A 19505-nucleotide genomic window follows, 5' to 3' on the forward strand; every position below is an offset into this window, starting at 1 on the left:
CCCGGCCGCGCCGCCCGTGGCGGCGCGGTCCATCGCCTCAGTTCACCTTCGCGAGCTCTTCATTGAGCTTCGCAACGGCCATCGGCGTATCGATTTCACCATCAATGTGCTCACGCACGATGCGGTTGATCGCCTGGCTGTTGATGATCTTCGAGGCAAGCGCAAGCTGGCCTTCCTTCACGCCCCAGCGGTTGCCGCTCTCCAGGCCGGCCACGATCCGGTCGATGGTCTCGGCCGGATAAAGATCGGACAGCGGCGCCTTGCGATCAACGCCCACCGGCAGTTTCGACCATGCCTCGACGAATTTGTTGGGCTCGTCCTTGGTGCCCTTGCGCACCGGGAACTTTCCTTCCGGCGCAATCGACAGGGTGCTGGTGTAGCCGTCATCCATCGAGAATTTGATGAAATCAGCTGCAATATCGGTATTCGCGTCGGCCGTCACGCCGAAATAGCGCACATCCGCCCAAGCGGCGCCGCCTGGGTTGGAGGGACCGGAAAAAGCCGTGACGACATCTGTCTTGCCCGCAAGTTCGCGTGATGTCGGATCGTCATTGATCGTCGGCGGCGCGGAATCGCGCAGACCGGCAAGCTCGTCAAGGATGAAGGGCGACCAGATGATCATCGCCGCATCGCCCGCGAAGTAGAGTTCGCGCGACTGCTTCCAGAACAGTTCGCCGGGCGGTGAGGCCTTGGCGATCGCCTTGTAGAAATCGAGCACCTCGCCGGTCGCCTTCGGGTCGAGCGGTTTGAAACCATCGGAATCGACCGGCGACACACCATTTGCCAGGAACACGTGCTCAAGCACCTGGCTCATGAAGTTCTCGTCGATCTTGGTGGCCGCCACGAAACCGTACATTTCCGGCGGGTTGTGCAGTTTGTCGAGGGCCGCCTGGATGGCACTGAACGAGGTCGGCGCGTCAAGCCCGGCTTCATCGAACAGGTCCTTGCGATAGACCACCATCTGCGTCCAGCCATCCACCGGAACGGCGGCGGTCAGTCCCTCGGACTGCGCCATTGCGACGGCACCGGGCGCGAATGTATCGACACCGAGTTCCTGAACGATTTCATCGTTGGTTTCGATATCGAGGATGCCGGCTTCCGCCCACGGCAGGACATATTGCAGCGTGTGGTAGATCACATCCGGAAGATCGTTCGCCGCGAAGGCTGCAGTCGCGCGTGTGCCGAGTTCGGACTCCGAAACCGGAATGACCTCCACCTCGTGACCCGTCTTTGCCTTGAACTCGGCTGCCATCTCCTGCTGCTTGGCGAGCCTTTCGGGCTGCTCTTCCGTTGTCCAGAAACGGATCGTATCGGCCTGCGCCAGCGTCACCATTGACGCGGAAAACAACAGTCCGGCGGCTATCTTGCTGAATGGTCTCATTTTTTCCTCCCGTTTGATTTTTCCTGGATCCTCAGTTCCTGTCCGCCACGGGCGGCCCGTCGGTCTCGCGCCGCTCCAGTGTGGCGCTCCAAAGCTCCTGTTGCTGCTTCGGGTCTGCACCGTCGATGACAGCCAGCAGCATGTCGCCGATCTTCCTGCCCGCGGTCTGCAGCGGTTGCGCCATCGTGGTGAGCGGCGGATCGGTATGCTCGCCCAGGGGAAGGCCGTCATAACCGATGATGGACACCTCCCTGCCCGGCCGCCAGCCGCGCTCCCGGATCGCCTTCATGGCGCCGAGCGCCACGCTGTCGGAAACGCACACCACGGCTGTCGGCGGGTCCTGCAGCGACAAAAGGTAACGCATGGCGCGGTAGCCGCCGTTCTCGCTCATGTCGGACTTGGCTTCCAATTCCGGAAACAAATCTACTCCGTGATCGAGCAATCCCCGGCGGTAGCCGGCATGGCGGCTGGCCGCGAAGTTGTATTCCAGCGGACCGCGAATATGACCGATGCGCGTGTGGCCGAGTTGGCAGAGATGGGCGACCGCCTCGCGAAAAGCGGTGTAGTTGTCGATGTCGAACCAGGCGTGGGCATCCGAATTGGCGGTCCGTCCATGGGAGACAAAGGGGATGCCGATTTCGCGCATGTGATCGACGCGCGGATCATGGGTCAGCGTGCGCGATATGACGAGGCCGTTGACGCGCCCCGACTGCGCCATGCGCGAAATGATCGCAAGCTCATCCTGGGCTGAACGGGAAACCGCGAGCGTGAGATCCCAATGGCGCTCCGAAAGCGATTCGCTCAAACCGTCCAGAAGCTCGCCCAGGAACGGCTCGGACAAATGGCCCAGTTGCCAGGACATGACATAGCCGACGCATTCAGCGTTTCCGGTGGCCAGCCTGCGGGCGCTCGAATTGGGGCGATACCCCATCTCCTGCGCTGCGGCGCGCACGCGCTCGCGCGTCTTTTCCGAGATATCGGAATAATTGTTGAGCGCACGCGAAACCGTGCCTTCCGTGAGACCGAGCTTTTCCGAAAGCGCTTTCAGGCTGACTTTGGACATGTCAAAAGAGTATTCCGAAAGCGCTTTCGGAATCAAGTGAAATTCTTCCGTCAAGATGCGGCGGCGCCACGAATCCGCATCAATTTCTCAAACTAAGATTATGATATTAATTCGTTTTTTAATGACAGGCTTTGCCGAGCGCCTTAAGGCGCCAGTAGTTATAGGGCAAGGGCGCGAGAAAACCGGCCAGCCACATGATCGGCAAGACCCACAAGGTCAGCTTAGCACCGCCCATTATGGCGACATCGACCGCATTCATGGCCGCTTCCATTGCGATCATGGAAATCAGCGACATGCCGCAAGCGGTCTTGAAGGCAAGCGAAAGATGCATCTGCCGCGACAGGATCATGGTCTCCAGAGCGATCGAGGTCAGCAGTCCATTGGCAATGGCCAGCGCCATGATGGCCAGTGTCGGCCAAGGGATGCCGGTCAACTGAAAGAACAGGATGGTGCCCATGTCACCGATGGAGCAACCCGCCAGGCACCACAACGTGTTGATGGAGGCACGCCGCCAGGTGTGATTGCAGCGCCAACTGATGGCTGAGACGGCACCTGCCAGGCTCATCGCACTATTCCTTTGATTTGATTTGCCTGATCTGTAATCCTTCCAGCTACTGGAAGGTCAAGGAGAAACTCATGCTTACCATCGGCGATGTTGCGCGCGCCTCGGGTCTGCCGACCAAGACGGTGCGATATTATGCGGATATCGGCCTCGTCCAACCGGACGCAAGGTCGCAGTCCGGCTATCGCCTTTACAGCGATACGGAGGTGCGAAAGCTGATCTTCGTGCGCCGGGCGCGCGCCTTCGGCTTTTCTGTCGAGGAATGCCGCGAACTCCTCGACCTTTACGGGAACCGGGACCGGCCAAGCCGCGACGTGAAAAATCTGGCCCTGCAACGCATCGCGGAAATTGAACGCAAGATGCTTGAGCTTGAGATGCTGCATAAGGAGCTGTCTCATCTCGCCGATGCGTGCCGGGGCGATGACCGGCCGGACTGCCCGATCCTGTCCAACCTCGCCGACGATTCGGTTTCACCGACCGGTTCCTGAAACGCGGCAATAAAAGCCGCTTGACGATCATCTTTTTTCGATATAACTAGATTTATAGTTTTATTGGTCGCAAGATACGCTTTCGGGAGATGACGGTTTGTCCGACATTACGCAACAAGCACCGCACACGCCGTCACCGGATTACCGCCAAATTCTCGCGCGGCTGAAATCGCCCTGGACGGTCGTTGTCGTCGCGCCGCTGCTGGTATTTTTCTTCGACCGGGCGAACACGCTGCCGGTCATCGAATTCGCCGTCCGGGCCTTCGTCGGCACCTTGCCCTTTATCTTCGTGGCCGTTCTGATGATCGCCTGGCTCAAGGCGGCCGGCGCGGAGGCCTATGTCGCGCGCGCCTTCGAAGGCCGTGAAAACCGGATGATCGTTCTTGCGGCCCTGCTGGGCGGCCTTGCACCGTTTTGCTCCTGCGAAGTCATTCCGTTCATCGCTGGCCTGCTGGCTGTCGGCGCGCCGCTTTCCGCAGTAATGGCGTTCTGGCTTTCGTCACCGCTCGTGGACCCGCCGACGCTGATAATCACGGCAAGCGCGCTGGGCTGGCCCTTTGCGGTCGGAAAGGCTGTGTCCGCGGTTCTGCTCGGTCTGCTGGGCGGATATGCAATCAAGGCCGCGCTCGCCATGGGCCTGTTTTCGGATCCCTTGCGCCAACGATCTCAGGGCGGCTGCGGCTGTGGCCCCTCTTCGTTCGAGGGCAAGCCGGAATGGGCTTTCTGGCGTGAAGACAGACGGCGCGGCGTGTTCCGATCAGAGTTTGCCTCCAACGCCATGTTTCTCCTGCAGTGGTTGGCCCTTGCCTATGTGTTGGAGGCTCTTCTTGTCACCTATGTCCCGGCTTCACTGATCGCGGCGGCGGTCGGCGGAGACGGGATCGGCTCCATTGCGACAGCCGCGGTTGTCGGCATGCCGGCCTATCTGAACGGCTATGTCGCTCCGCCGCTGCTTGCCGGCCTGATGGACCAGGGCATGAGCGCGGGCGCAGCGATGGCGTTCATGGTCGCGGGCGCGGTGAGTTCCATTCCTGCAATGGCAGCCGTATGGTCGCTGGTAAAGCGCGGTGTCTTTGCAGGCTATCTCGCATTGGGATTGCTCGGCGCGATCGGATCGGGCATCATCTTCCAACTCATCGTATGAACCGGGTCCGGCCCGGCCTGCTTGGAGCGCGATACCGCCTGAGCAATTTTGGGTTAGATTGGAACATTTGATGGAGGAAAATCGGTTCACTCGGCTAGGCGCGTCGCGCAGCGCGATGCAGCGCACCGGGCAAGCAGCGCAACGACGCCGATGGGCCGATTTTCTCCACCCTCGAAAGAACGATCGTGTTGAGAATCAAAGATGAATGGGCCGGGCGATCTTGGCCTCTGGCGTCGTTGGCTCGCGCTTGTGGTGGGTTGGCACCACGGCGCGCAACCCGCCTGGCCAGTGACCAAAATCGCCACGGTCAAATGATCCAATCCAACACAGATTTGCTCTAGATGAATTCACCCAGCGACTACGGGGAAGCCGTGCAAGGCCGATCCCGCCTGGCCGTCTGGATGCTGGCGGCCGGGCAGACGATTGTCTGGGCGGGGCTGTTCTACAGCTTCGCCGCGCTTCTGCTGTCCTGGGAAGAGGGCCTTGGTTGGGCCAAGACCGATCTGGCGCTCGGCCTGACCGCCGCCGTTCTGGTTTCTGCGGTGCTGTCGCCCGTCGCGGGCCGGATCATCGATGCCGGCAAAGGCCGGATACTGCTCACAGGCGGCAGCCTGGGCGGCGCTGTCCTGCTGGCGCTTCTTGCCGGCGCGGACAGCAAGGCATCCTTCATCGGACTTTGGGCCCTGATCGGCGTGGCTCAGGCGGCGAGCCTTTACGAGCCCTGCTTTGCATTCGTTACCCGAACCCTGGGTAAATCTGCGCGCGGCGCCATCACGCGCATTTCGCTCTGCGCAGGCTTCGCCTCGACCATCGCCTTTCCGTCAGGCGCCTGGCTGGCCGATGTGCTGGGCTGGCGCGGGGCGGTGATCGTCTTTGCCATAGCCGTCGCGACGGTGGGCGCACCGCTGATGTTTGCCGGCGCGACCATCCTGCACCGCGGCGACCGCACGGAGCACAAGCCGGAGCATCACGCGACCAACCAGGCCGCTGTTCGGGCTGCCATGGCCCGTCCGGCTTTCTGGCTTCTGGCTTTTTCCTTTCCGATGATCGGGCTGAACCATGGGCTGCTGCTCAATCATATCATTCCGATCCTCGTGGACCGCGGACTTGAACAGGCGCTTGCCGTATCGGTTGCCTCCGTTATCGGACCGATGCAGGTCGCCGGCCGGCTGGCAATGATGCGTGTCGAACACCGTGTCAGCGCCCTGACGATGACGGTGGTGTGTTTCGGCGGAATCGCGGTGGCTTCGCTGCTGCTGCTCAATGCCGGCGCCTCACCAATGCTTGCCTTCGGCTTTGCTGCCCTTCAGGGCGCTGCCTACGGGCTGACCAATATCCTGAAACCCGTGGTAACGGCGGAGACACTGGGCCATGCGGGCTTCGGCTCCATCTCCGGCCTGCTTGCGGTGCCCTATCTGGCCAGCTTCGCCGTCGCACCCTTCGCGGGCGCACTCTTGTGGCAGCTTGGCGGTTACCACCTTGCCATCGCAGGCGCCGGCTTGATGGCCTTTTTGGGTCTTGTTGCCGTTATTTTATTGGCCGCCCTTTATCGACGGTCCATGTATGCCGCCTAGAACAAGATATGCCAGGCAGGTTCCAGTCTCGTAACGGACTGCTTTGATCATGGCGGCCGGCGCGATCGCCTGGTGTTGCTTTTCAATCAGTTCCACGGTGTCAGGCAATACGAAATTCGAGGTCCGCCTTTGCATTGACGCTGGCGTCTGGCAATAGTCCGCCTGACAAATTGCGGATGGAGCCCACAGGTGACGAACGGTCCAATGCACATGATCACGGTTCCCGATTTTCCTGCCGTCACGGTCGGCATCATCGTTTTCTTCCTGGGCGCGTTCCTGAACCGCCGTGTCGCCTTCCTAAAGAACTACAATATCCCTGAACCCGTCGCCGGCGGACTGGCAGCGGCCCTGCTGACCTGGATGGCGTTTGCCTGGCTCGATGTCGAAATCTCGTTCAACCTGGACACCAGGGACGAATTGCTGGTCGTCTTTTTCACGACGATCGGGCTGAACGCCCGTTTCTCCGATCTGATCGCCGGCGGGCGAATGCTCGGTATCCTGCTGGTGACCACGATCGCCTTCATCGTGATGCAGAACTGTATCGGGCTGCTGGGCACCTACGCGTTTGACCTGCCGGCGCCGCTTGCAGTCCTGCTGGGATCGGCAGCGCTGATTGGCGGCCACGGCACAGCCATAGCCTGGGGACCGACGGTGCAGGAAATGACCGGATTTGCCGCGGCAAGCGAAATCGGTATCGCCGCGGCCACCCTCGGTCTTGTCAGCGCCGCGCTGATCGGCGGACCGATCGCAAAGCTGCTCATCGACCGCCACAAGCTTGAGGCAAGGGCTTCCAGCGGACCGATCGTCGGTCTGCCCTATCGGACGGACAACAAGGAGTCCGGCGCGGTCAACCACATAAGCCTCATGCGATCCATCCTGGCGATCTATATCGCCATTCTGATCGGTTATGCGGTCAATGAGGTCATTGTGGCAGCCGGGTTCAAACTGCCGCTCTTCGTCTCCTGCCTGCTTGTTGCAATCGTCATGTCGAACACGGTTCCACTGATCTTTCCCAACCTTCCCTGGCCGGCACGCACGCGTGCGCTTGCCGTGATCTCCGATTATTCGCTGTCCATCTTCCTGGCCATGTCGCTGATGAGCATGCAATTGTGGACACTTGCCGGCCTCGGCGGGCCGCTTCTTGGCGTGCTTGTGCTTCAGATCGTCGGCACCAGCCTGTTTATCGTTTTCGTGTTCTTCAGGATCATGGGCCGCGACTACACAGCCGCTGTGCTCAGCTCCGGCTTTGCCGGCTTCACGCTGGGCGCAACACCGACGGCCATCGCCAATATGTCCTCCGTCACGAAACGCTACGGCCCGGCGCCCCTCGCCTTCATTATCCTGCCGATGGTCTCGGCCTTTTTCGTCGATTTGGCCAATGCGGTTGTTATCCGGTTCTTCGTGAGCCTCTAGCCGGTCGGCTGTCCCGCAAGCGTTGCCGTTGACATAATACCCTTTGGTATTATATTAAATGATACCCTTTGGTATTATTTAGGAGCGAAACATGTCAATCAACCAATTGCGGGCACAGCGTCATGAGTGATTCACTTCAAGGCGCCTTCAGGGCGCTCGCGGACCCCACGCGGCGGGACATACTGCTCCACCTGAGCAGCCGCGACATGACAATCGCCGAGGTTGCCGATCACTTCTCGATCACCCGTGCCGCGGTCAGGAAACATCTGACCATCCTCGAGGAAGGCCGCCTCATCACGGTTCGCGCCGAGGGGCGTGAACGTATCAATCACCTGGAGCCCGTCGGCCTCAAGCCGGTCGCCGACTGGGTCGGCTACTTCGACCGCTTCTGGGACGACAGGCTGCTCGAACTGCAGCGTGCGGTGAAAGATCATGAAAGGACCAAAGATGACTGACGCAGCAATCACCAAGACCGTCTTTCTGGAGGCATCGCGCGAAACCGTCTGGCATTTCCTGACCGACAGGGACAAGCTGGCAATGTGGTTCCACCGGGCGGACCAGGATCTGCGCGATGGCGAGGACTATGCCCTGCTCGGCAAGACGGACGACGGCGCGGATATGAAACTGTGCTGGGGAACGGTGCTTGAGATGGACAGGCCGTCCAGGCTGGTCTGCTCATTTACCGTGCAGCCGCTCAATGGCGCGATGACGACCGTCACCTGGACACTGGACGAGGTCGGAGACGGTACGCGGCTGACGCTTCAGCATACCGGACTTGCGGAGGTCGATGCCCCCTTCAGCCTGATGATGGCCCTGGATGCCGGCTGGGACGAGCACTTTGGCGCCCTGCGCAAAGCCATGAAACCTCAGTAGCCTCGAAACGATCCGCCAAAGAGCCTCCTGACATCGTCTGTCAGGAGGCACCGGTCACCAGCCTGATGCGACTTGCCAATCAGAGGGGTTGTTATTTAATATTTTTGTTAAACAATGGAGGATATCATGCGCGGAATAACCATCACCTATAAATATTCCGGTCCTGAGGAAGACTGGCGAAACGCCATGGAAAGCTTCATCTCGGCGATCGACAACGACAGCGAAATCGCCGGCAAGTTCACCTATCAGGTCAGTGTCGCCGATGACGGCGAGACCCGCATCCATTGGGGCCGCTGGGACAGCCAGGATACGCTCAAGGCGCTGCAATCCCGCGATTATTTCTCGGCCTTCGCCGCGAAGGTGAAACAATTCGCAGGCGGGCAGCCGCAGACCACCGGCGCCGACATACACTTCAAGACGCAGGGCTGGTAGGCCCCGACACCTCAGTTTTTCGGTGCGATGCGGGTCTTGGACTTGGCGCGCCGGTCGATCTGGATCTGCTGGCGCATCAGCACTTTCTCCGTGCGCTCAATCAGATCGAGATAGTAGGCCGCTTCCTTGGAGCCGAATTGTTCGCTGGCTATTTCCAAGTGGGTGCGCGCGTCATCGAAACGCTGCGTCAGGAAGTAGACTTCGCCAAGATTGCTGTGGACGGCGCCTTCCGTATAGGTATCAGTTCCCTTTGTCAGTTTCGCCGCGAGTAGCAACAGCCGCTCAGCCCTCCCGAGATCACCGTTCTTCAGGCTAACCCAGCCGGCCGTGTTGACCAGCGTGAAATCGTCGATCTGCTGTTCCTTGCGTATGCGCAACGCATTGTCGAATGCAGACGTGGATTTCTCGTAGTCACCCAGCTCGTGATAGGTCAGACCGAGATTGAAGTGGGCCCGGTAATAGTCGGGCTTTACGGAAATGACCTCCTCAAGCACCTGCGCAGACCTTTTGGGGTCGTACTTGTCCTTCTGATAGGGCAAACGCATGAGACGCGCCTGCAGCACCATCTTTTCCAGACGGGACGGAACCTCCTGGCCGAACTTGTCCAGGGCGACGGCCGGCCCGCTGAGCAGCAGTGCCAGGACCAGCGCGGCGGCCCGAAAGAAACTGGTTTTCATGCCATCACCCACCGCTCAAGATCCGAATGGCGCTGACAGGCGGCGGCGGTTCGGGTCTGGCGGCCACTGGCTCATCGTCTTCCGGCCGGCCCGGTGCCCCGGTCGTTCGCCGCGCGGAGTTGATCACCGTGAGCTGCGCCTGAATCTTGCGAATTGCACCGGCGACCTTTTCTGCATTGAGCTGGATCTCGTCGTTCTGACCGTAGGTGCCGCTATAGGGATTGTTGATAAGCTCGTGAGTCTGGCCCTTGTGAACGAGGAGAATGTCGCCATAGCCCTGCTCCCACTCCGGATGGGTCATCGTGATGTGGAGCTCGACCTCCTTGACCGATGTGTAGCTCTCCAGCGCCAACGTCACCCATTGCAACGGCCCGGCGCACAGCATGAAAACCAGCGCGATCTTGAGGAAGAACCGGCTCAGCCCGACCGCGGCTTCATTCGGATCGGGCTGGGTCACGATCTGTTTGACATTCATGTAGCCGAGCACAACGAAGATGGTCGACACGCCGAGAAAGCCGAATCCGAGGATCGTCGCCGCGTTTTGAAAAAGTCCCTGCACTGCACTATCCATGGCCGCCCCTTTACAAACGCAATGTTTTCCGGCGTGTCGGTTATTTTGTATACAGCCGGTTACTTTTGGGCGAATGCCAGTAAGTCATTTTTATTTATATTGTTATCTTACTTTCCTAAATTTCGGAGTAATCGGTTTCGCCCATTTACAACCGGCACTATAGCGAAAAATACATGGGCGACATAGTGCACGATTTAGGAATTGCATTGTGAATTCTGGGAATCGGTCGCTTCATCCGGTTGTGCCGGTTGCCGGCAGGCCGCCGCACCGATCAACCAGAAAGTCGACAAAGGCGCGCACCTTTGCCGCCAGATGTACCCGGCTCGGATACAGCGCGAAGACGCCGATCGGCTCTTCTTCGTAGCGCGTGAGAATCGGAACAAGAGCGCCGGAAGCGATCTGCTTCTCACATGCCATGCTCGGCAGCCTGGTTATACCTGCGCCGGCCAGCGCCACGGACAGTTCGGTTTCCGCGCTGTTGCAGACCAGTCTCGGTGCCACGGAGACCGGAATTCTCCGGCCGCCGTCACCCTTGTATTCCCATGTCGTCGCCGTTCTGCGATAGGAAAAATCAATCAGTGTGTGGCCGGCCAGTTCCGCCGGTGTTTCGGGCATGCCGTGACGGGCAAGATAGGCCGGCGAAGCAACAGTCAGAAGACGTGTTGTCATGAGCCGCCTGGCTATGAGCCCGGTGTCGTCGAGCCGCCCCGCCCTGACAACGACATCGAAACCTTCGGCAACAACATCCGCCATCCTGTCGCTCGCCTCGATGTGGAGCCGCACACTGGCATAGGTCTCCATGAACTCCGGCAGCCATGCATCGAGATAGTTGCGTGCAAAACTGACCGGAACGCTGACGCGCAAAAGACCGGCAGGCTTGTCGCCGACCGCCCGGATGCGATTGCGGATCTCGCGGGCATCCTCGACGATCGTCCGCGCCTGCTCGTAGTAGGTCCGGCCGATTTCCGTCAGGCTCAAGGTTCTGGTTGTGCGGTTCAGAAGGCGCGCGCCGAGACGCTGCTCGAGGCGCGCGACCTCCTTGCTGATATGGGATGCGGAATGACCGAGGCGTTCAGCAGCGGCAGCAAATCCGTTTTCATCGACCACCGCACAAAAGATGACCATGCCATCAAAGAGATCTCTATTATTATCCATATAGAAATAATAACCTTCTTTATCCTCTATTAAAATGAGATTCGAAGCGAATTAGATTTGCTCCTGCCGGGTTGCAAGCCCTCGCCTGCCCCGCCAACCCGAAACAGGAGCGTGCAATGCTGAAGATAAGGAATGTGGACCACATCGGCATCCGCATCAGCGACCGGGAGAGGTCCGTCGCCTTCTACCAGTTGCTCGGATTTGAGCTTGTCGCCGATGGCGGCTTCGAAAACGGCCACCCGCTGGTCATGGTTCATCCGAGCGGCATCAACTTCAACCTGCTCGGTCCTGCCAATGCACGCGCGGGCGAGAACGTCCTGATGGATGAGGACGCCAAATATCCGGGCATCACCCATGTCGCGCTCAAGGTCGAGTCGGCGGAGGCGTTTGTTTCCGAAAACGGCATTGCAATCACCGGCAGGCGCGATTTCCGCGGAACCAGGACGATCTTCATCCGCGATCCCGACCGCAACGTGCTCGAACTGGTCGGACCCGGCCCTGCCGTTTCCGAACTGATCAGGGAGCATGTTGCGGAAAACAAAAGCTGATCCTCAAGAGAAAGGCCAGAACAATGAAACTAGCAACCATGATGTCAGCCGGCGCGTTTGCCTTGGCAACCGCACTCACGCCACTGCAGGTCGGTGCGGCCAATGCCGTCGAGATCAAAACCGTCAATGGTGTCGCGTCCTACCCGGAAGGCTATCAGGGAACGCCGCACCGGGCCGCCGACGAGGACCCGTTCCTGTCGCCGTCCAACGCGGCGCTTATCCTGATCGACTACCAGCCGCCGATCCTTCAAGGGGTGCACAGCATCGATCACGATGAGCTGATCAACAACACCACCGGTCTCATCAAGACCGCGGTGATCTACGACATACCGATCATCTTTTCACATGTCGCCGTCGGTCTGAACGGCTACGCCCCGATGATCGAAGAGTTGCGGGCGCTTGCACCCGACGCGGTCTTCGTCGACCGCACCAATGTCAATGCCTGGGAAGAGCCGGAATTCGTTGCAGCCGTCGAGGCGACCGGACGCAAGAAGCTGATCATGGGCGGGCTGTGGACCGATGTATGTCTGGCCTATCCCGCGATCGAAGCCGAAAAGGCCGGCTACGACGTCTATGTGCCCGAAGATACGGTCGGCAGCATTTCGCAGATGTCCCACGAGAACGGCATGCGCCGGATGATCGAAGCCGGCGTGGAGCCGATCACCTGGAATGTGGTGCCGGCCGAGTTGCAACGCGATCACGCACGGACAGACCGGCTGAAGGAAGTCACACGGGTCTTCATGGAACACCTGTTCAAGGTCGACCCGGATTCAACCTGGTAGACGCCGCAGCCCGGCCGGGAGACGGACGGCGCGATCAGCGCCGCCGTCTCACCATGTCGCGTGATCCGAATTACTTTGGCTGCGGAACAACCCGCAGATACGGCTTGAGTGTCTTCCAGCCACCCGGGAATTTCTTCTCGGCATCCTCGTTCGATACCGCCGGTACGATGATGACGTCGTCGCCGTCTTCCCAGTTCACCGGTGTTGCCACCTGGTGTTTTGCAGTCAGTTGCATGGAATCGATGACCCGCAGGATCTCGTTGAAATTGCGGCCCGTGCTCATCGGGTAGGAAATCATCAGTTTGATGGACTTGTCCGGCGCGATCACGAACACGGTGCGGACGGTCTGATTGTCGACTGCCGTGCGCCCTTCGGACGTTTCGCCGGAACCGGCCGGCAGCATGCCGTAGAGCTTGGCGACATTCAGGTCCGTATCGCCGATCATCGGATAGTTGGGCATGAAGCCCTGCGTCTCCTCGATATCGGCAGCCCATTCAGCATGATTGTCGACAGGATCGACGCTCAATCCGATGATCTTGACGTTTCGCTTCTCGAATTCGGGATTGATCCTGGCCATGTATCCCAGTTCGGTGGTGCACACCGGGGTAAAATCCTTCGGGTGCGAAAACAGGACACCCCAGGAATCGCCAAGCCATTCGTGAAACCTGATCTTTCCCTGTGTGGTTTCCGCCTCGAAATCGGGCGCCGTATCGCCAATTCTCAGATTCGTCATACCCTGAACTCCTGTAAGGATGCGGCAAAGTCGGAACGACAATTGCCCACTTTTGGTGCACATGCCGGCGTCAGTGAACACCAACGAATACAGACATTCAACTCATATGGTGCGGCCGCGTGGCTATTGCGACCATGTGCGCACCCTGCAAGGATGGAATGGCCAATGCGACGGTCGCCCTGCGATTTCAGCGCAAGACCCGGCGCCGAAACGCGGTTGACGAAGAAAGGAAATGCCATGGCAAAGAAGCGGCTGCCTCTTCCGAAACGTTTCTCGGCCGGACTGACGGAATCGGCCTATGCCCGGCTGCGCGCGCTCAACGCGGATTGGGGGCTCGGCAACAACTATCTGCTTGTCGTGCTGCTCGAAAATCTCGACCGTTACGCGGACCAGGACAAGCTGGACGATGTCTTCCGCGCGTTCATAGAAGAATACGGCGCACCATCGAAATAGGCTGCGGCCAGCGCCGCCGGATCGGCGCTATCGCAGCCATATGTGAGCCGCTTCGCCGTCATGCCGGCTCTTCCATGAAACGCGCGGCCCGCCGTTCTCGGAGTCCCTGGCGGACGATCTGCACCGCGGATGTCAGGAAAAGCCCGGCCATGATTGCCGCGACCAGAAGATCCGGCCAACCGGTCCGGGTGCCCCAAACACCAATGGCCGCGAACATGACGGCGATGTTGCCGATCGCGTCATTGCGCGAGCAGAGCCAGACCGAGCGCACATTGGCGTCGCCGTCCTTGTAGCGCACCAGCAGCAGAACGCTTGCGATGTTTGCGGCCAGAGCCAATGCACCGACGACGCCCATGACGTGCGCCTCGGGCAAACCGACGAAAAACACATGCCAGGCGGTGGAGCCGAAGACCCAAAGCCCCATCAGCAGCAGGCTGATCCCTTTCGCCAGTGCGGCCGTTGTGCGAACCGCCACGGATGAACCGATGACCGCCAGTGAAATCCCGTAGGTCGACGCATCGCCAAAGAAGTCGAGCGCGTCTGCCTGGAGCGCCTGCGACCCCGCCATTTGCCCCGCCACGATCTCCACGGCGAACATGATCGCATTCAAGCCGATGACCAACCAGAGCCTGCGCTTGTAGTCATCGGACATGCCGTCAAATGCTTGGTTGTCGTTGCCGCAGCAGGTGCCCATTGCCAGTCCCTTGTTTAACTGTCGGCACAAATGTAATCTCTCTAGCGGCTATAGCTTCAAGGGGTCATCGAACGTGTTCTCCATCGGGCAGATCGCACGCCGCACCGGCGTGAAAGTTCCCACCATCCGCTACTATGAGCAGATGGGGCTGATAGAGGCTCCGGAACGCTCGCAAGGCAATCAGCGCCGCTACTCGAAAGCTGAGCTCGAGCAGCTCGGCTTTATCAAACATGCGCGTGACCTGGGGCTATCGATCGACGCAATCCGCGATCTGCTTCGGCTCAATGCGCATCCCGAAATGCCGTGCGCGGAGGCGGACCGGATCGCCAGTGAACACCTGGCAAACATACGCGAGCGCATCGAACGCCTGCAAAGGCTGGAGAGCGAACTTTCGCGCATCGTGAAGTCCTGCAACGCAGGCACCGTCAAAGACTGTTATGTCATTCGCGCCCTTTCGGACCATTCACTGTGCAGGGACGAGCATTGAGATGAGCGACAAGACAAAACCAGGCAGCGCCCAGGCGACAGTATTGATCGACAATGAACGCACACGCGTGACGGAATGGCGCTTTCCGAAACGCGGCGACAATACCGGCTGGCACCGGCACCGGTGGGACTATGTCGTCGTACCGCTTTTCGATGGCGTTCTGGAAATCGACAATGGTGGCGGAGAGATTGCCAAAGCCGGCATGTCGAACGGCGTGCCGTACTTTCGCAAGGCCGGCGTCGAGCACGATGTCATCAATGGCAATGACTTCGAATGCGCCTTTATAGAAGTGGAATTCCTGGATCGGGAATAGTCAGACCCGGCGGGACCGCACAGTCCTGCCGATGCCTACCCCGTCGTCAGATACACGCCCGCATTTGTACGCTCGACGGCAAGATCGGTGCATTCTGTACCGAGCGCATCATACTGTTCTGAAAAGTCCCGCAGGAAATTCAGGAAGTCCTCGCGGGACTGCCAGTAATCGCCGGTGCGATACCGCGTCGGATCGTCCGGATCACGCAACAACTCGGTTCTGACATAACCTTGCGCGCGTTGAAACAGTTCCGCCCATTTTCCCTGCGCGCCGTAAAACGCCTCAAACGCCGCAGCGTTGTGGGGCTCCACCTTGTACTCCCAGAAGAAGGCGCAATGGGCTTCGTTCCAGTCGCGACCGTTGGTATCTTGTGTCATATGGTCCGCCCGCCATTTACACCCGTTGTCACCGCGAAGAATGGTCCGTCACACATTAAATTTGGTTTAACTGGCGTTGCGATCTTTCACCCGCTCCGCGGCCGTCTGAACCTCGGCTGTGCGGAGAACCCGTTTCGTATGAGCGCCTGGACCAAAGGATTGATCTTTGATGTCAGCCCGGTCTGCCGACAGAGCCGTCACCTCCGGCACAACCCGCAACAACCTTCGAACATACCCCGACGAAGGCGCGTATCGCGGGGTCTGGCGAATTGCGGGCCGATTGGTCCGCATGGCGGTCGTGGCTTGTGCCGGAGGACGTGATGGCGACCCGCTTTCCGGATGCCACCGTTTCGCAATCTGCGCCGGACTCGGGATTCGCGGGTCTGTTGCACCTATTACCTTCGCTGACGGACAACATCTGTGATGTGCCGTCTCGCGACAATTTCGGACCGAAGTCCTCAAGGTCTGTTGCCGCTCCCCTTTCGACAACCATGCACGTCTGTGCCGGCTGTTCCGATGGAACCTGCCGCACGGCATGGTTGCCGAGCCGGACACGCAATCCAGTGACATCGACTGTCCTGCCCCAGGCCACAGGGATCGATCCCGCAGAGCGATCAATCGGCTCGAATATCCCCGCATTACGCGCGTTGATGTCCGTGTGTCCGAAGGAACGGCAACAGTGGTCGACTGCAGCGTTGAGTGGAGCAGTTTCAACAGAAAGAGTCGCATTTGTTAAAGATGCGCCCGCTCCGCCGCGGATTGATTGCGCGACGGGGTCAACGGCACCGCCGGAATACGTGACGAGAAGGTCGGAAGCGCATCGCCCTGCATTCTCCCGAGCTTTTGCCTCGCCCAACTCCTGGCCTGTGCCGGCTAACAACACACCTTTACCACCAAGCTCCATCTGTGATCCTGATCGGTCTCAGACTCAACATCGCAGCCGCCCGATTCGAGAGTAGTTGGCCCTCCCGGAACAATAAATTGCTCGACGGGCAGTATATTCGTGCATATTGTGCAGCAATGGACCTGGAGACACTCAAACTGTTTGTGGATGTCGCAAAGCGAAACAGTTTCGCCGGCGTCGCCCGCGAAAACAATCAGGATCCATCAACAGTCTCCCGGGCAGTGGCGAACCTTGAAACCGAACTCGGCATCCGGCTGTTCCAGAGGACGACCCGCAGCATGACGCTGACGGAAGCCGGCGAAATCTATCTCAACCGAATGGAAGCGCTGATCGAATACATGGACAATGCCCGCGAGGAAGCGCTGGCCGTCAGCGCACGGGCCACCGGCAGCATGCGCATAACAGCAAGCGTTGCATTCGGTCAGATCTGCCTTGCACCGCTTTTGCCACAGATGCGCGCCGAATTCCCGGATTTGCGAATAGAACTTCATCTGACGGATTCCCAGGTCGACCTGGTGGCCAACCGCATCGATCTCGCAATTCGCCTCAGCCGCCGGATCGAGGGCGACCTGATCGCGACCAAATTGTTCAATACCCGGTATATTGTCTGTGCAAGCCCCCGTTACCTCAAGTCACACGCACCAATCAAACACCCGTTGGACCTCGCGGATCATCGATGCCTGCTTTTCCGCGCACCCGCCTACAATCAGAACTGGGTAGCGATGGATGCGGAGGGCAAGGAATTCAATATCCCTGTCGATGGCGATATCATCATATCGTCGGTGCAAGCCCTGCAGCAATGCGCCTGCGACGGGCTCGGCCCAACACTGCTGGCGGAGTGGATGGTTCAGGCCGATATCAACGCGGGAAGACTGGTCAATGTGCTGCCCTCGTTCGAAATGGCCGGCGGCCACGCGCAGGCCGCCGCATGGCTGGTCTATCCGAGCCGGCGCTACCTGCCCTACAAGGTCCGGGCCGTCGTCGACTTCCTGAAACGGCGCTTCAGCGACGGCTGGTTCGCCCCCGAACATCACTGAGCCTGCGCGCGGCCGATATCTGGCGTCATCAAGCGCTCGGAACTGGGGCTATCGCCGGACCGTGCTTGCATGGGATTGTCGCCGGAAATACGAGACTGAGCGATCGGTGACACGGCGTGGTCAACCGATCAGCCGCTTTTGGAGCAAGACCATGAACCTGACACCGGGCAACAATGATTTCAGCGAAGCCATCGAGAACGATCGCACGCATGTCTGGCACCATCTGAGCCAGCACAAGCGTTATGAAACCAGTGATCCGATGGTCGTCATCGAAGGCAAGGGTATGCGCGTATGGGATGCAAGAGGAAGAGAATTTCTCGATGCAGTCTCCGGCGGTGTCTGGACCGTCAATGTCGGGTATGGGCGCGAGACAATCGCCGATGCCGTGCGCGAACAGCTGGTAAGGCTCAACTACTTCGCAAATACCGCCGGCAATGTGCCGGGCGCACAATTCGCCGGAAAGCTGATTGGCAAAATGCCGGGGCTGAGCCGCGTCTATCTGTCCAATTCAGGCTCGGAGGCAAATGAAAAGGCCTACAAGATCGTCAGGCAGATCGCGCACAACAAGTATGGCGGCAAGAAGCACAAGATTCTCTATCGCGAGCGCGACTACCACGGCACGACCATTACCGCGCTGAGCTCGACGGGCCAGATTCAGCGCAAGGGCCAGTACGGCCCGTTCACGCCGGGCTTCGTCGAAGTGCCGCATTGCCTGGAATACCGCTCGCAATACGGCGATTGCGCCGACTACGGAGAAAAGGCCGCGCGCGCGATCGAGGACGTTATCCTGCGCGAGGGCCCCGATACGGTCGGCGCCATTGTACTGGAGCCGATCACCGCCGGCGGCGGCGTCATAACGCCGCCAGAGGGCTACTGGCCAACCGTCCAGGAAATCTGCCGCAAATACGATATCCTTCTGCACATTGACGAGGTCGTGTGCGGTGTCGGCCGCACTGGCAAATGGTTCGGCTATCAGCATTACGATATCCAGCCCGACATCGTGACGATGGCGAAGGGCGTTGCTTCCGGCTATGCGGCGATCTCGTGCACCGTGACAACGGAGGATGTGTTCAACGAGTTCAAATCCGATCCGGCGGATCCGATGAGCTATTTCCGTGACATATCGACCTTCGGCGGTTGTGCCGCGGGTCCGGCGGCAGCGCTGGAAAACATGCGCATCATCGAGGATGAGAACCTCCTGGAGAATACAACCGCCATGGGCGGTTACCTGCTGGATCGACTGCACATGCTCAAGGAGCGGCACGAACTCATCGGTGACGTACGCGGCAAAGGCCTGTTTTGCGGCGTGGAACTTGTGAAGGACCGGGCATCGAAAGAGCCCGTCGATGAGAGCACGGCCCAAGCCATCGTTGCGGACTGCATGTCCAATGGTGTGATCATCGGCGCGACGAACCGGAGCTTCGACGTTTACAACAACACGCTGTGCCTTAGCCCGGCGCTGATATGCACCAAGGACGATCTGGACGCGATTGTCGACGCCATTGACAATGCGCTCGCGCGCGTAAGCGCCTAACCGGCACGGCAGACCGGGACGGTGGGCTCCTTTGAGGGCCCATCGGGCTCAAATCGCCCATACACTCAAATATCCAGTTATTTTGATGTAAACAGTCGTATTTTTACTATTCGGTCAATATGTATTTTTGCTCGTTCATGGCTAAAATTCATACATCCACACCCATTCGGACGCTCCCGCAATACTTTATTTTGTCAAATAGACTGAATTTGTCAGATTATGCTCCACAGATCTGCAAATTTCCGCTTTGCCGGATTGCATGAACCGAAGTTTTTATTGTTAATACTCAGGAAGACAATTCCGGTGCCGG

At 59.3% G+C, this 19505-nt stretch carries 23 protein-coding genes; 14 read left to right on the top strand and 9 right to left on the bottom strand.

Going from position 1 to position 19505, the window contains the following annotated elements:
• Window positions 1-37 precede the first annotated feature (37 nt).
• From OOZ53_RS02500 to OOZ53_RS02510, 3 genes are all read right to left on the bottom strand, one after another.
• Complete coding sequence (locus OOZ53_RS02500; protein ID WP_271087721.1) at window positions 38-1381, bottom strand: ABC transporter substrate-binding protein; 1344 nt, start codon at window positions 1379-1381, stop codon at window positions 38-40.
• Window positions 1382-1412: 31 nt separating this feature from the next.
• Window positions 1413-2444, bottom strand: a complete 1032-nt coding sequence (locus OOZ53_RS02505) for a LacI family DNA-binding transcriptional regulator (protein WP_271087722.1) — start codon at window positions 2442-2444, stop codon at window positions 1413-1415.
• Between the two features lie 118 nt (window positions 2445-2562).
• The gene (locus OOZ53_RS02510; protein ID WP_271087723.1) at window positions 2563-3009 is read right to left on the bottom strand and encodes a DUF4396 domain-containing protein; all 447 of its coding nucleotides are present in this window, start codon (window positions 3007-3009) and stop codon (window positions 2563-2565) included.
• Window positions 3010-3080: 71 nt separating this feature from the next.
• On the opposite strand from OOZ53_RS02510, the gene cueR reads away from it, so the two are divergent.
• The 7 genes from cueR (at window position 3081) to OOZ53_RS02545 (ending at window position 8930) form a co-directional block, all read left to right on the top strand.
• Window positions 3081-3494 (top strand): Cu(I)-responsive transcriptional regulator, encoded by a 414-nt coding sequence (gene cueR / locus OOZ53_RS02515; RefSeq protein WP_271087724.1) that lies wholly within the window; start codon window positions 3081-3083, stop codon window positions 3492-3494.
• Between the two features lie 97 nt (window positions 3495-3591).
• The gene (locus OOZ53_RS02520; RefSeq protein ID WP_271087725.1) at window positions 3592-4638 is read left to right on the top strand and encodes a permease; all 1047 of its coding nucleotides are present in this window, start codon (window positions 3592-3594) and stop codon (window positions 4636-4638) included.
• Window positions 4639-4979: 341 nt separating this feature from the next.
• Window positions 4980-6212: an MFS transporter gene (locus OOZ53_RS02525; RefSeq protein ID WP_271087726.1), complete on the top strand. Its 1233-nt coding sequence runs from the start codon at window positions 4980-4982 to the stop codon at window positions 6210-6212.
• A gap of 189 nt (window positions 6213-6401) precedes the next feature.
• A complete protein-coding gene (gene gltS / locus OOZ53_RS02530; protein WP_425499086.1) occupies window positions 6402-7625 on the top strand; it encodes a sodium/glutamate symporter in 1224 nt (407 codons plus the stop codon).
• 122 nt (window positions 7626-7747) lie between these two features.
• Window positions 7748-8080 (top strand): ArsR/SmtB family transcription factor, encoded by a 333-nt coding sequence (locus tag OOZ53_RS02535; RefSeq protein WP_271087727.1) that lies wholly within the window; start codon window positions 7748-7750, stop codon window positions 8078-8080.
• On the top strand, window positions 8073-8498 hold the full coding sequence (locus OOZ53_RS02540) for an SRPBCC family protein (protein WP_271087728.1): 426 nt from the start codon (window positions 8073-8075) through the stop codon (window positions 8496-8498). Before OOZ53_RS02535 ends, OOZ53_RS02540 begins: the two co-directional genes overlap by 8 nt.
• A gap of 126 nt (window positions 8499-8624) precedes the next feature.
• Entirely contained in the window at window positions 8625-8930 is a 306-nt protein-coding gene (locus tag OOZ53_RS02545) for a hypothetical protein (RefSeq protein WP_271087729.1), read from the top strand.
• Window positions 8931-8941: 11 nt separating this feature from the next.
• Here the strand turns inward: OOZ53_RS02545 and OOZ53_RS02550 are convergent, their stop codons facing one another.
• The 3 genes from OOZ53_RS02550 to OOZ53_RS02560 form a co-directional block, all read right to left on the bottom strand.
• Window positions 8942-9607 (bottom strand): tetratricopeptide repeat protein, encoded by a 666-nt coding sequence (locus OOZ53_RS02550; protein ID WP_271087730.1) that lies wholly within the window; start codon window positions 9605-9607, stop codon window positions 8942-8944.
• Window positions 9608-9611: 4 nt separating this feature from the next.
• Window positions 9612-10178, bottom strand: coding sequence for a hypothetical protein (locus tag OOZ53_RS02555; protein WP_271087731.1), 567 nt, complete (start codon window positions 10176-10178; stop codon window positions 9612-9614).
• Window positions 10179-10409: 231 nt separating this feature from the next.
• Window positions 10410-11333, bottom strand: coding sequence for a LysR family transcriptional regulator (locus OOZ53_RS02560; protein ID WP_271087732.1), 924 nt, complete (start codon window positions 11331-11333; stop codon window positions 10410-10412).
• Window positions 11334-11449: 116 nt separating this feature from the next.
• Here OOZ53_RS02560 and OOZ53_RS02565 point away from each other — a divergent pair, with 116 nt between their 5' ends.
• Entirely contained in the window at window positions 11450-11881 is a 432-nt protein-coding gene (locus OOZ53_RS02565) for a VOC family protein (protein ID WP_271087733.1), read from the top strand.
• Between the two features lie 23 nt (window positions 11882-11904).
• Window positions 11905-12663 carry a hydrolase gene (locus OOZ53_RS02570; RefSeq protein ID WP_271087734.1) on the top strand — a complete coding sequence of 253 codons (759 nt, stop codon included), beginning with the start codon at window positions 11905-11907 and terminating at the stop codon, window positions 12661-12663.
• Window positions 12664-12733: 70 nt separating this feature from the next.
• On the opposite strand, the gene OOZ53_RS02575 is transcribed toward OOZ53_RS02570, so the two are convergent.
• A complete protein-coding gene (locus tag OOZ53_RS02575) occupies window positions 12734-13396 on the bottom strand; it encodes a peroxiredoxin (RefSeq protein ID WP_271087735.1) in 663 nt (220 codons plus the stop codon).
• A gap of 237 nt (window positions 13397-13633) precedes the next feature.
• Here OOZ53_RS02575 and OOZ53_RS02580 point away from each other — a divergent pair, with 237 nt between their 5' ends.
• Window positions 13634-13849, top strand: a complete 216-nt coding sequence (locus OOZ53_RS02580) for a hypothetical protein (RefSeq protein ID WP_271087736.1) — start codon at window positions 13634-13636, stop codon at window positions 13847-13849.
• Between the two features lie 58 nt (window positions 13850-13907).
• On the opposite strand, the gene OOZ53_RS02585 is transcribed toward OOZ53_RS02580, so the two are convergent.
• Window positions 13908-14543: a cation efflux transmembrane domain-containing protein gene (locus tag OOZ53_RS02585; RefSeq protein WP_271087737.1), complete on the bottom strand. Its 636-nt coding sequence runs from the start codon at window positions 14541-14543 to the stop codon at window positions 13908-13910.
• A gap of 73 nt (window positions 14544-14616) precedes the next feature.
• On the opposite strand from OOZ53_RS02585, the gene OOZ53_RS02590 reads away from it, so the two are divergent.
• Together OOZ53_RS02590 and OOZ53_RS02595 are read left to right on the top strand one after the other, a co-directional pair.
• Entirely contained in the window at window positions 14617-15030 is a 414-nt protein-coding gene (locus OOZ53_RS02590; protein ID WP_271087738.1) for a MerR family transcriptional regulator, read from the top strand.
• Between the two features lies 1 nt (window position 15031).
• Window positions 15032-15343, top strand: coding sequence for a cupin domain-containing protein (locus tag OOZ53_RS02595; protein WP_271087739.1), 312 nt, complete (start codon window positions 15032-15034; stop codon window positions 15341-15343).
• A 35-nt stretch (window positions 15344-15378) separates the two neighbouring features.
• Here OOZ53_RS02595 and OOZ53_RS02600 read toward each other — a convergent pair whose 3' ends face one another.
• Window positions 15379-15720: an antibiotic biosynthesis monooxygenase family protein gene (locus OOZ53_RS02600; RefSeq protein ID WP_271087740.1), complete on the bottom strand. Its 342-nt coding sequence runs from the start codon at window positions 15718-15720 to the stop codon at window positions 15379-15381.
• Between the two features lie 1020 nt (window positions 15721-16740).
• Between OOZ53_RS02600 and OOZ53_RS02605 the strand changes: the two genes are divergently transcribed.
• Together OOZ53_RS02605 and OOZ53_RS02610 are read left to right on the top strand one after the other, a co-directional pair.
• On the top strand, window positions 16741-17661 hold the full coding sequence (locus OOZ53_RS02605; RefSeq protein WP_271087741.1) for a LysR family transcriptional regulator: 921 nt from the start codon (window positions 16741-16743) through the stop codon (window positions 17659-17661).
• A gap of 151 nt (window positions 17662-17812) precedes the next feature.
• Window positions 17813-19195, top strand: a complete 1383-nt coding sequence (locus OOZ53_RS02610; RefSeq protein ID WP_271087742.1) for an aminotransferase family protein — start codon at window positions 17813-17815, stop codon at window positions 19193-19195.
• Window positions 19196-19505: the final 310 nt, after the last annotated feature.

Source organism: Allohoeflea poritis, from assembly GCF_027889715.1.
Lineage (GTDB): Bacteria > Pseudomonadota > Alphaproteobacteria > Rhizobiales > Rhizobiaceae > Hoeflea_A > Hoeflea_A poritis.

Bases quoted from the DNA above. Each gene is read 5' to 3' on its own strand.
- OOZ53_RS02500 (WP_271087721.1), bottom strand. From the start codon at position 1,381: ATGAGACCATTCAGCAAGATAGCCGCCGGACTGTTGTTTTCCGCGTCA.
- OOZ53_RS02505 (WP_271087722.1), bottom strand. From the start codon at position 2,444: ATGTCCAAAGTCAGCCTGAAAGCGCTTTCGGAAAAGCTCGGTCTCACG.
- OOZ53_RS02510 (WP_271087723.1), bottom strand. From the start codon at position 3,009: ATGAGCCTGGCAGGTGCCGTCTCAGCCATCAGTTGGCGCTGCAATCAC.
- cueR (WP_271087724.1), top strand. From the start codon at position 3,081: ATGCTTACCATCGGCGATGTTGCGCGCGCCTCGGGTCTGCCGACCAAG.
- OOZ53_RS02525 (WP_271087726.1), top strand. From the start codon at position 4,980: ATGAATTCACCCAGCGACTACGGGGAAGCCGTGCAAGGCCGATCCCGC.
- OOZ53_RS02535 (WP_271087727.1), top strand. From the start codon at position 7,748: ATGAGTGATTCACTTCAAGGCGCCTTCAGGGCGCTCGCGGACCCCACG.
- OOZ53_RS02540 (WP_271087728.1), top strand. From the start codon at position 8,073: ATGACTGACGCAGCAATCACCAAGACCGTCTTTCTGGAGGCATCGCGC.
- OOZ53_RS02545 (WP_271087729.1), top strand. From the start codon at position 8,625: ATGCGCGGAATAACCATCACCTATAAATATTCCGGTCCTGAGGAAGAC.
- OOZ53_RS02550 (WP_271087730.1), bottom strand. From the start codon at position 9,607: ATGAAAACCAGTTTCTTTCGGGCCGCCGCGCTGGTCCTGGCACTGCTG.
- OOZ53_RS02555 (WP_271087731.1), bottom strand. From the start codon at position 10,178: ATGGATAGTGCAGTGCAGGGACTTTTTCAAAACGCGGCGACGATCCTC.
- OOZ53_RS02560 (WP_271087732.1), bottom strand. From the start codon at position 11,333: ATGGATAATAATAGAGATCTCTTTGATGGCATGGTCATCTTTTGTGCG.
- OOZ53_RS02565 (WP_271087733.1), top strand. From the start codon at position 11,450: ATGCTGAAGATAAGGAATGTGGACCACATCGGCATCCGCATCAGCGAC.
- OOZ53_RS02570 (WP_271087734.1), top strand. From the start codon at position 11,905: ATGAAACTAGCAACCATGATGTCAGCCGGCGCGTTTGCCTTGGCAACC.
- OOZ53_RS02575 (WP_271087735.1), bottom strand. From the start codon at position 13,396: ATGACGAATCTGAGAATTGGCGATACGGCGCCCGATTTCGAGGCGGAA.
- OOZ53_RS02580 (WP_271087736.1), top strand. From the start codon at position 13,634: ATGGCAAAGAAGCGGCTGCCTCTTCCGAAACGTTTCTCGGCCGGACTG.
- OOZ53_RS02585 (WP_271087737.1), bottom strand. From the start codon at position 14,543: ATGGGCACCTGCTGCGGCAACGACAACCAAGCATTTGACGGCATGTCC.
- OOZ53_RS02595 (WP_271087739.1), top strand. From the start codon at position 15,032: ATGAGCGACAAGACAAAACCAGGCAGCGCCCAGGCGACAGTATTGATC.
- OOZ53_RS02600 (WP_271087740.1), bottom strand. From the start codon at position 15,720: ATGACACAAGATACCAACGGTCGCGACTGGAACGAAGCCCATTGCGCC.
- OOZ53_RS02605 (WP_271087741.1), top strand. From the start codon at position 16,741: ATGGACCTGGAGACACTCAAACTGTTTGTGGATGTCGCAAAGCGAAAC.
- OOZ53_RS02610 (WP_271087742.1), top strand. From the start codon at position 17,813: ATGAACCTGACACCGGGCAACAATGATTTCAGCGAAGCCATCGAGAAC.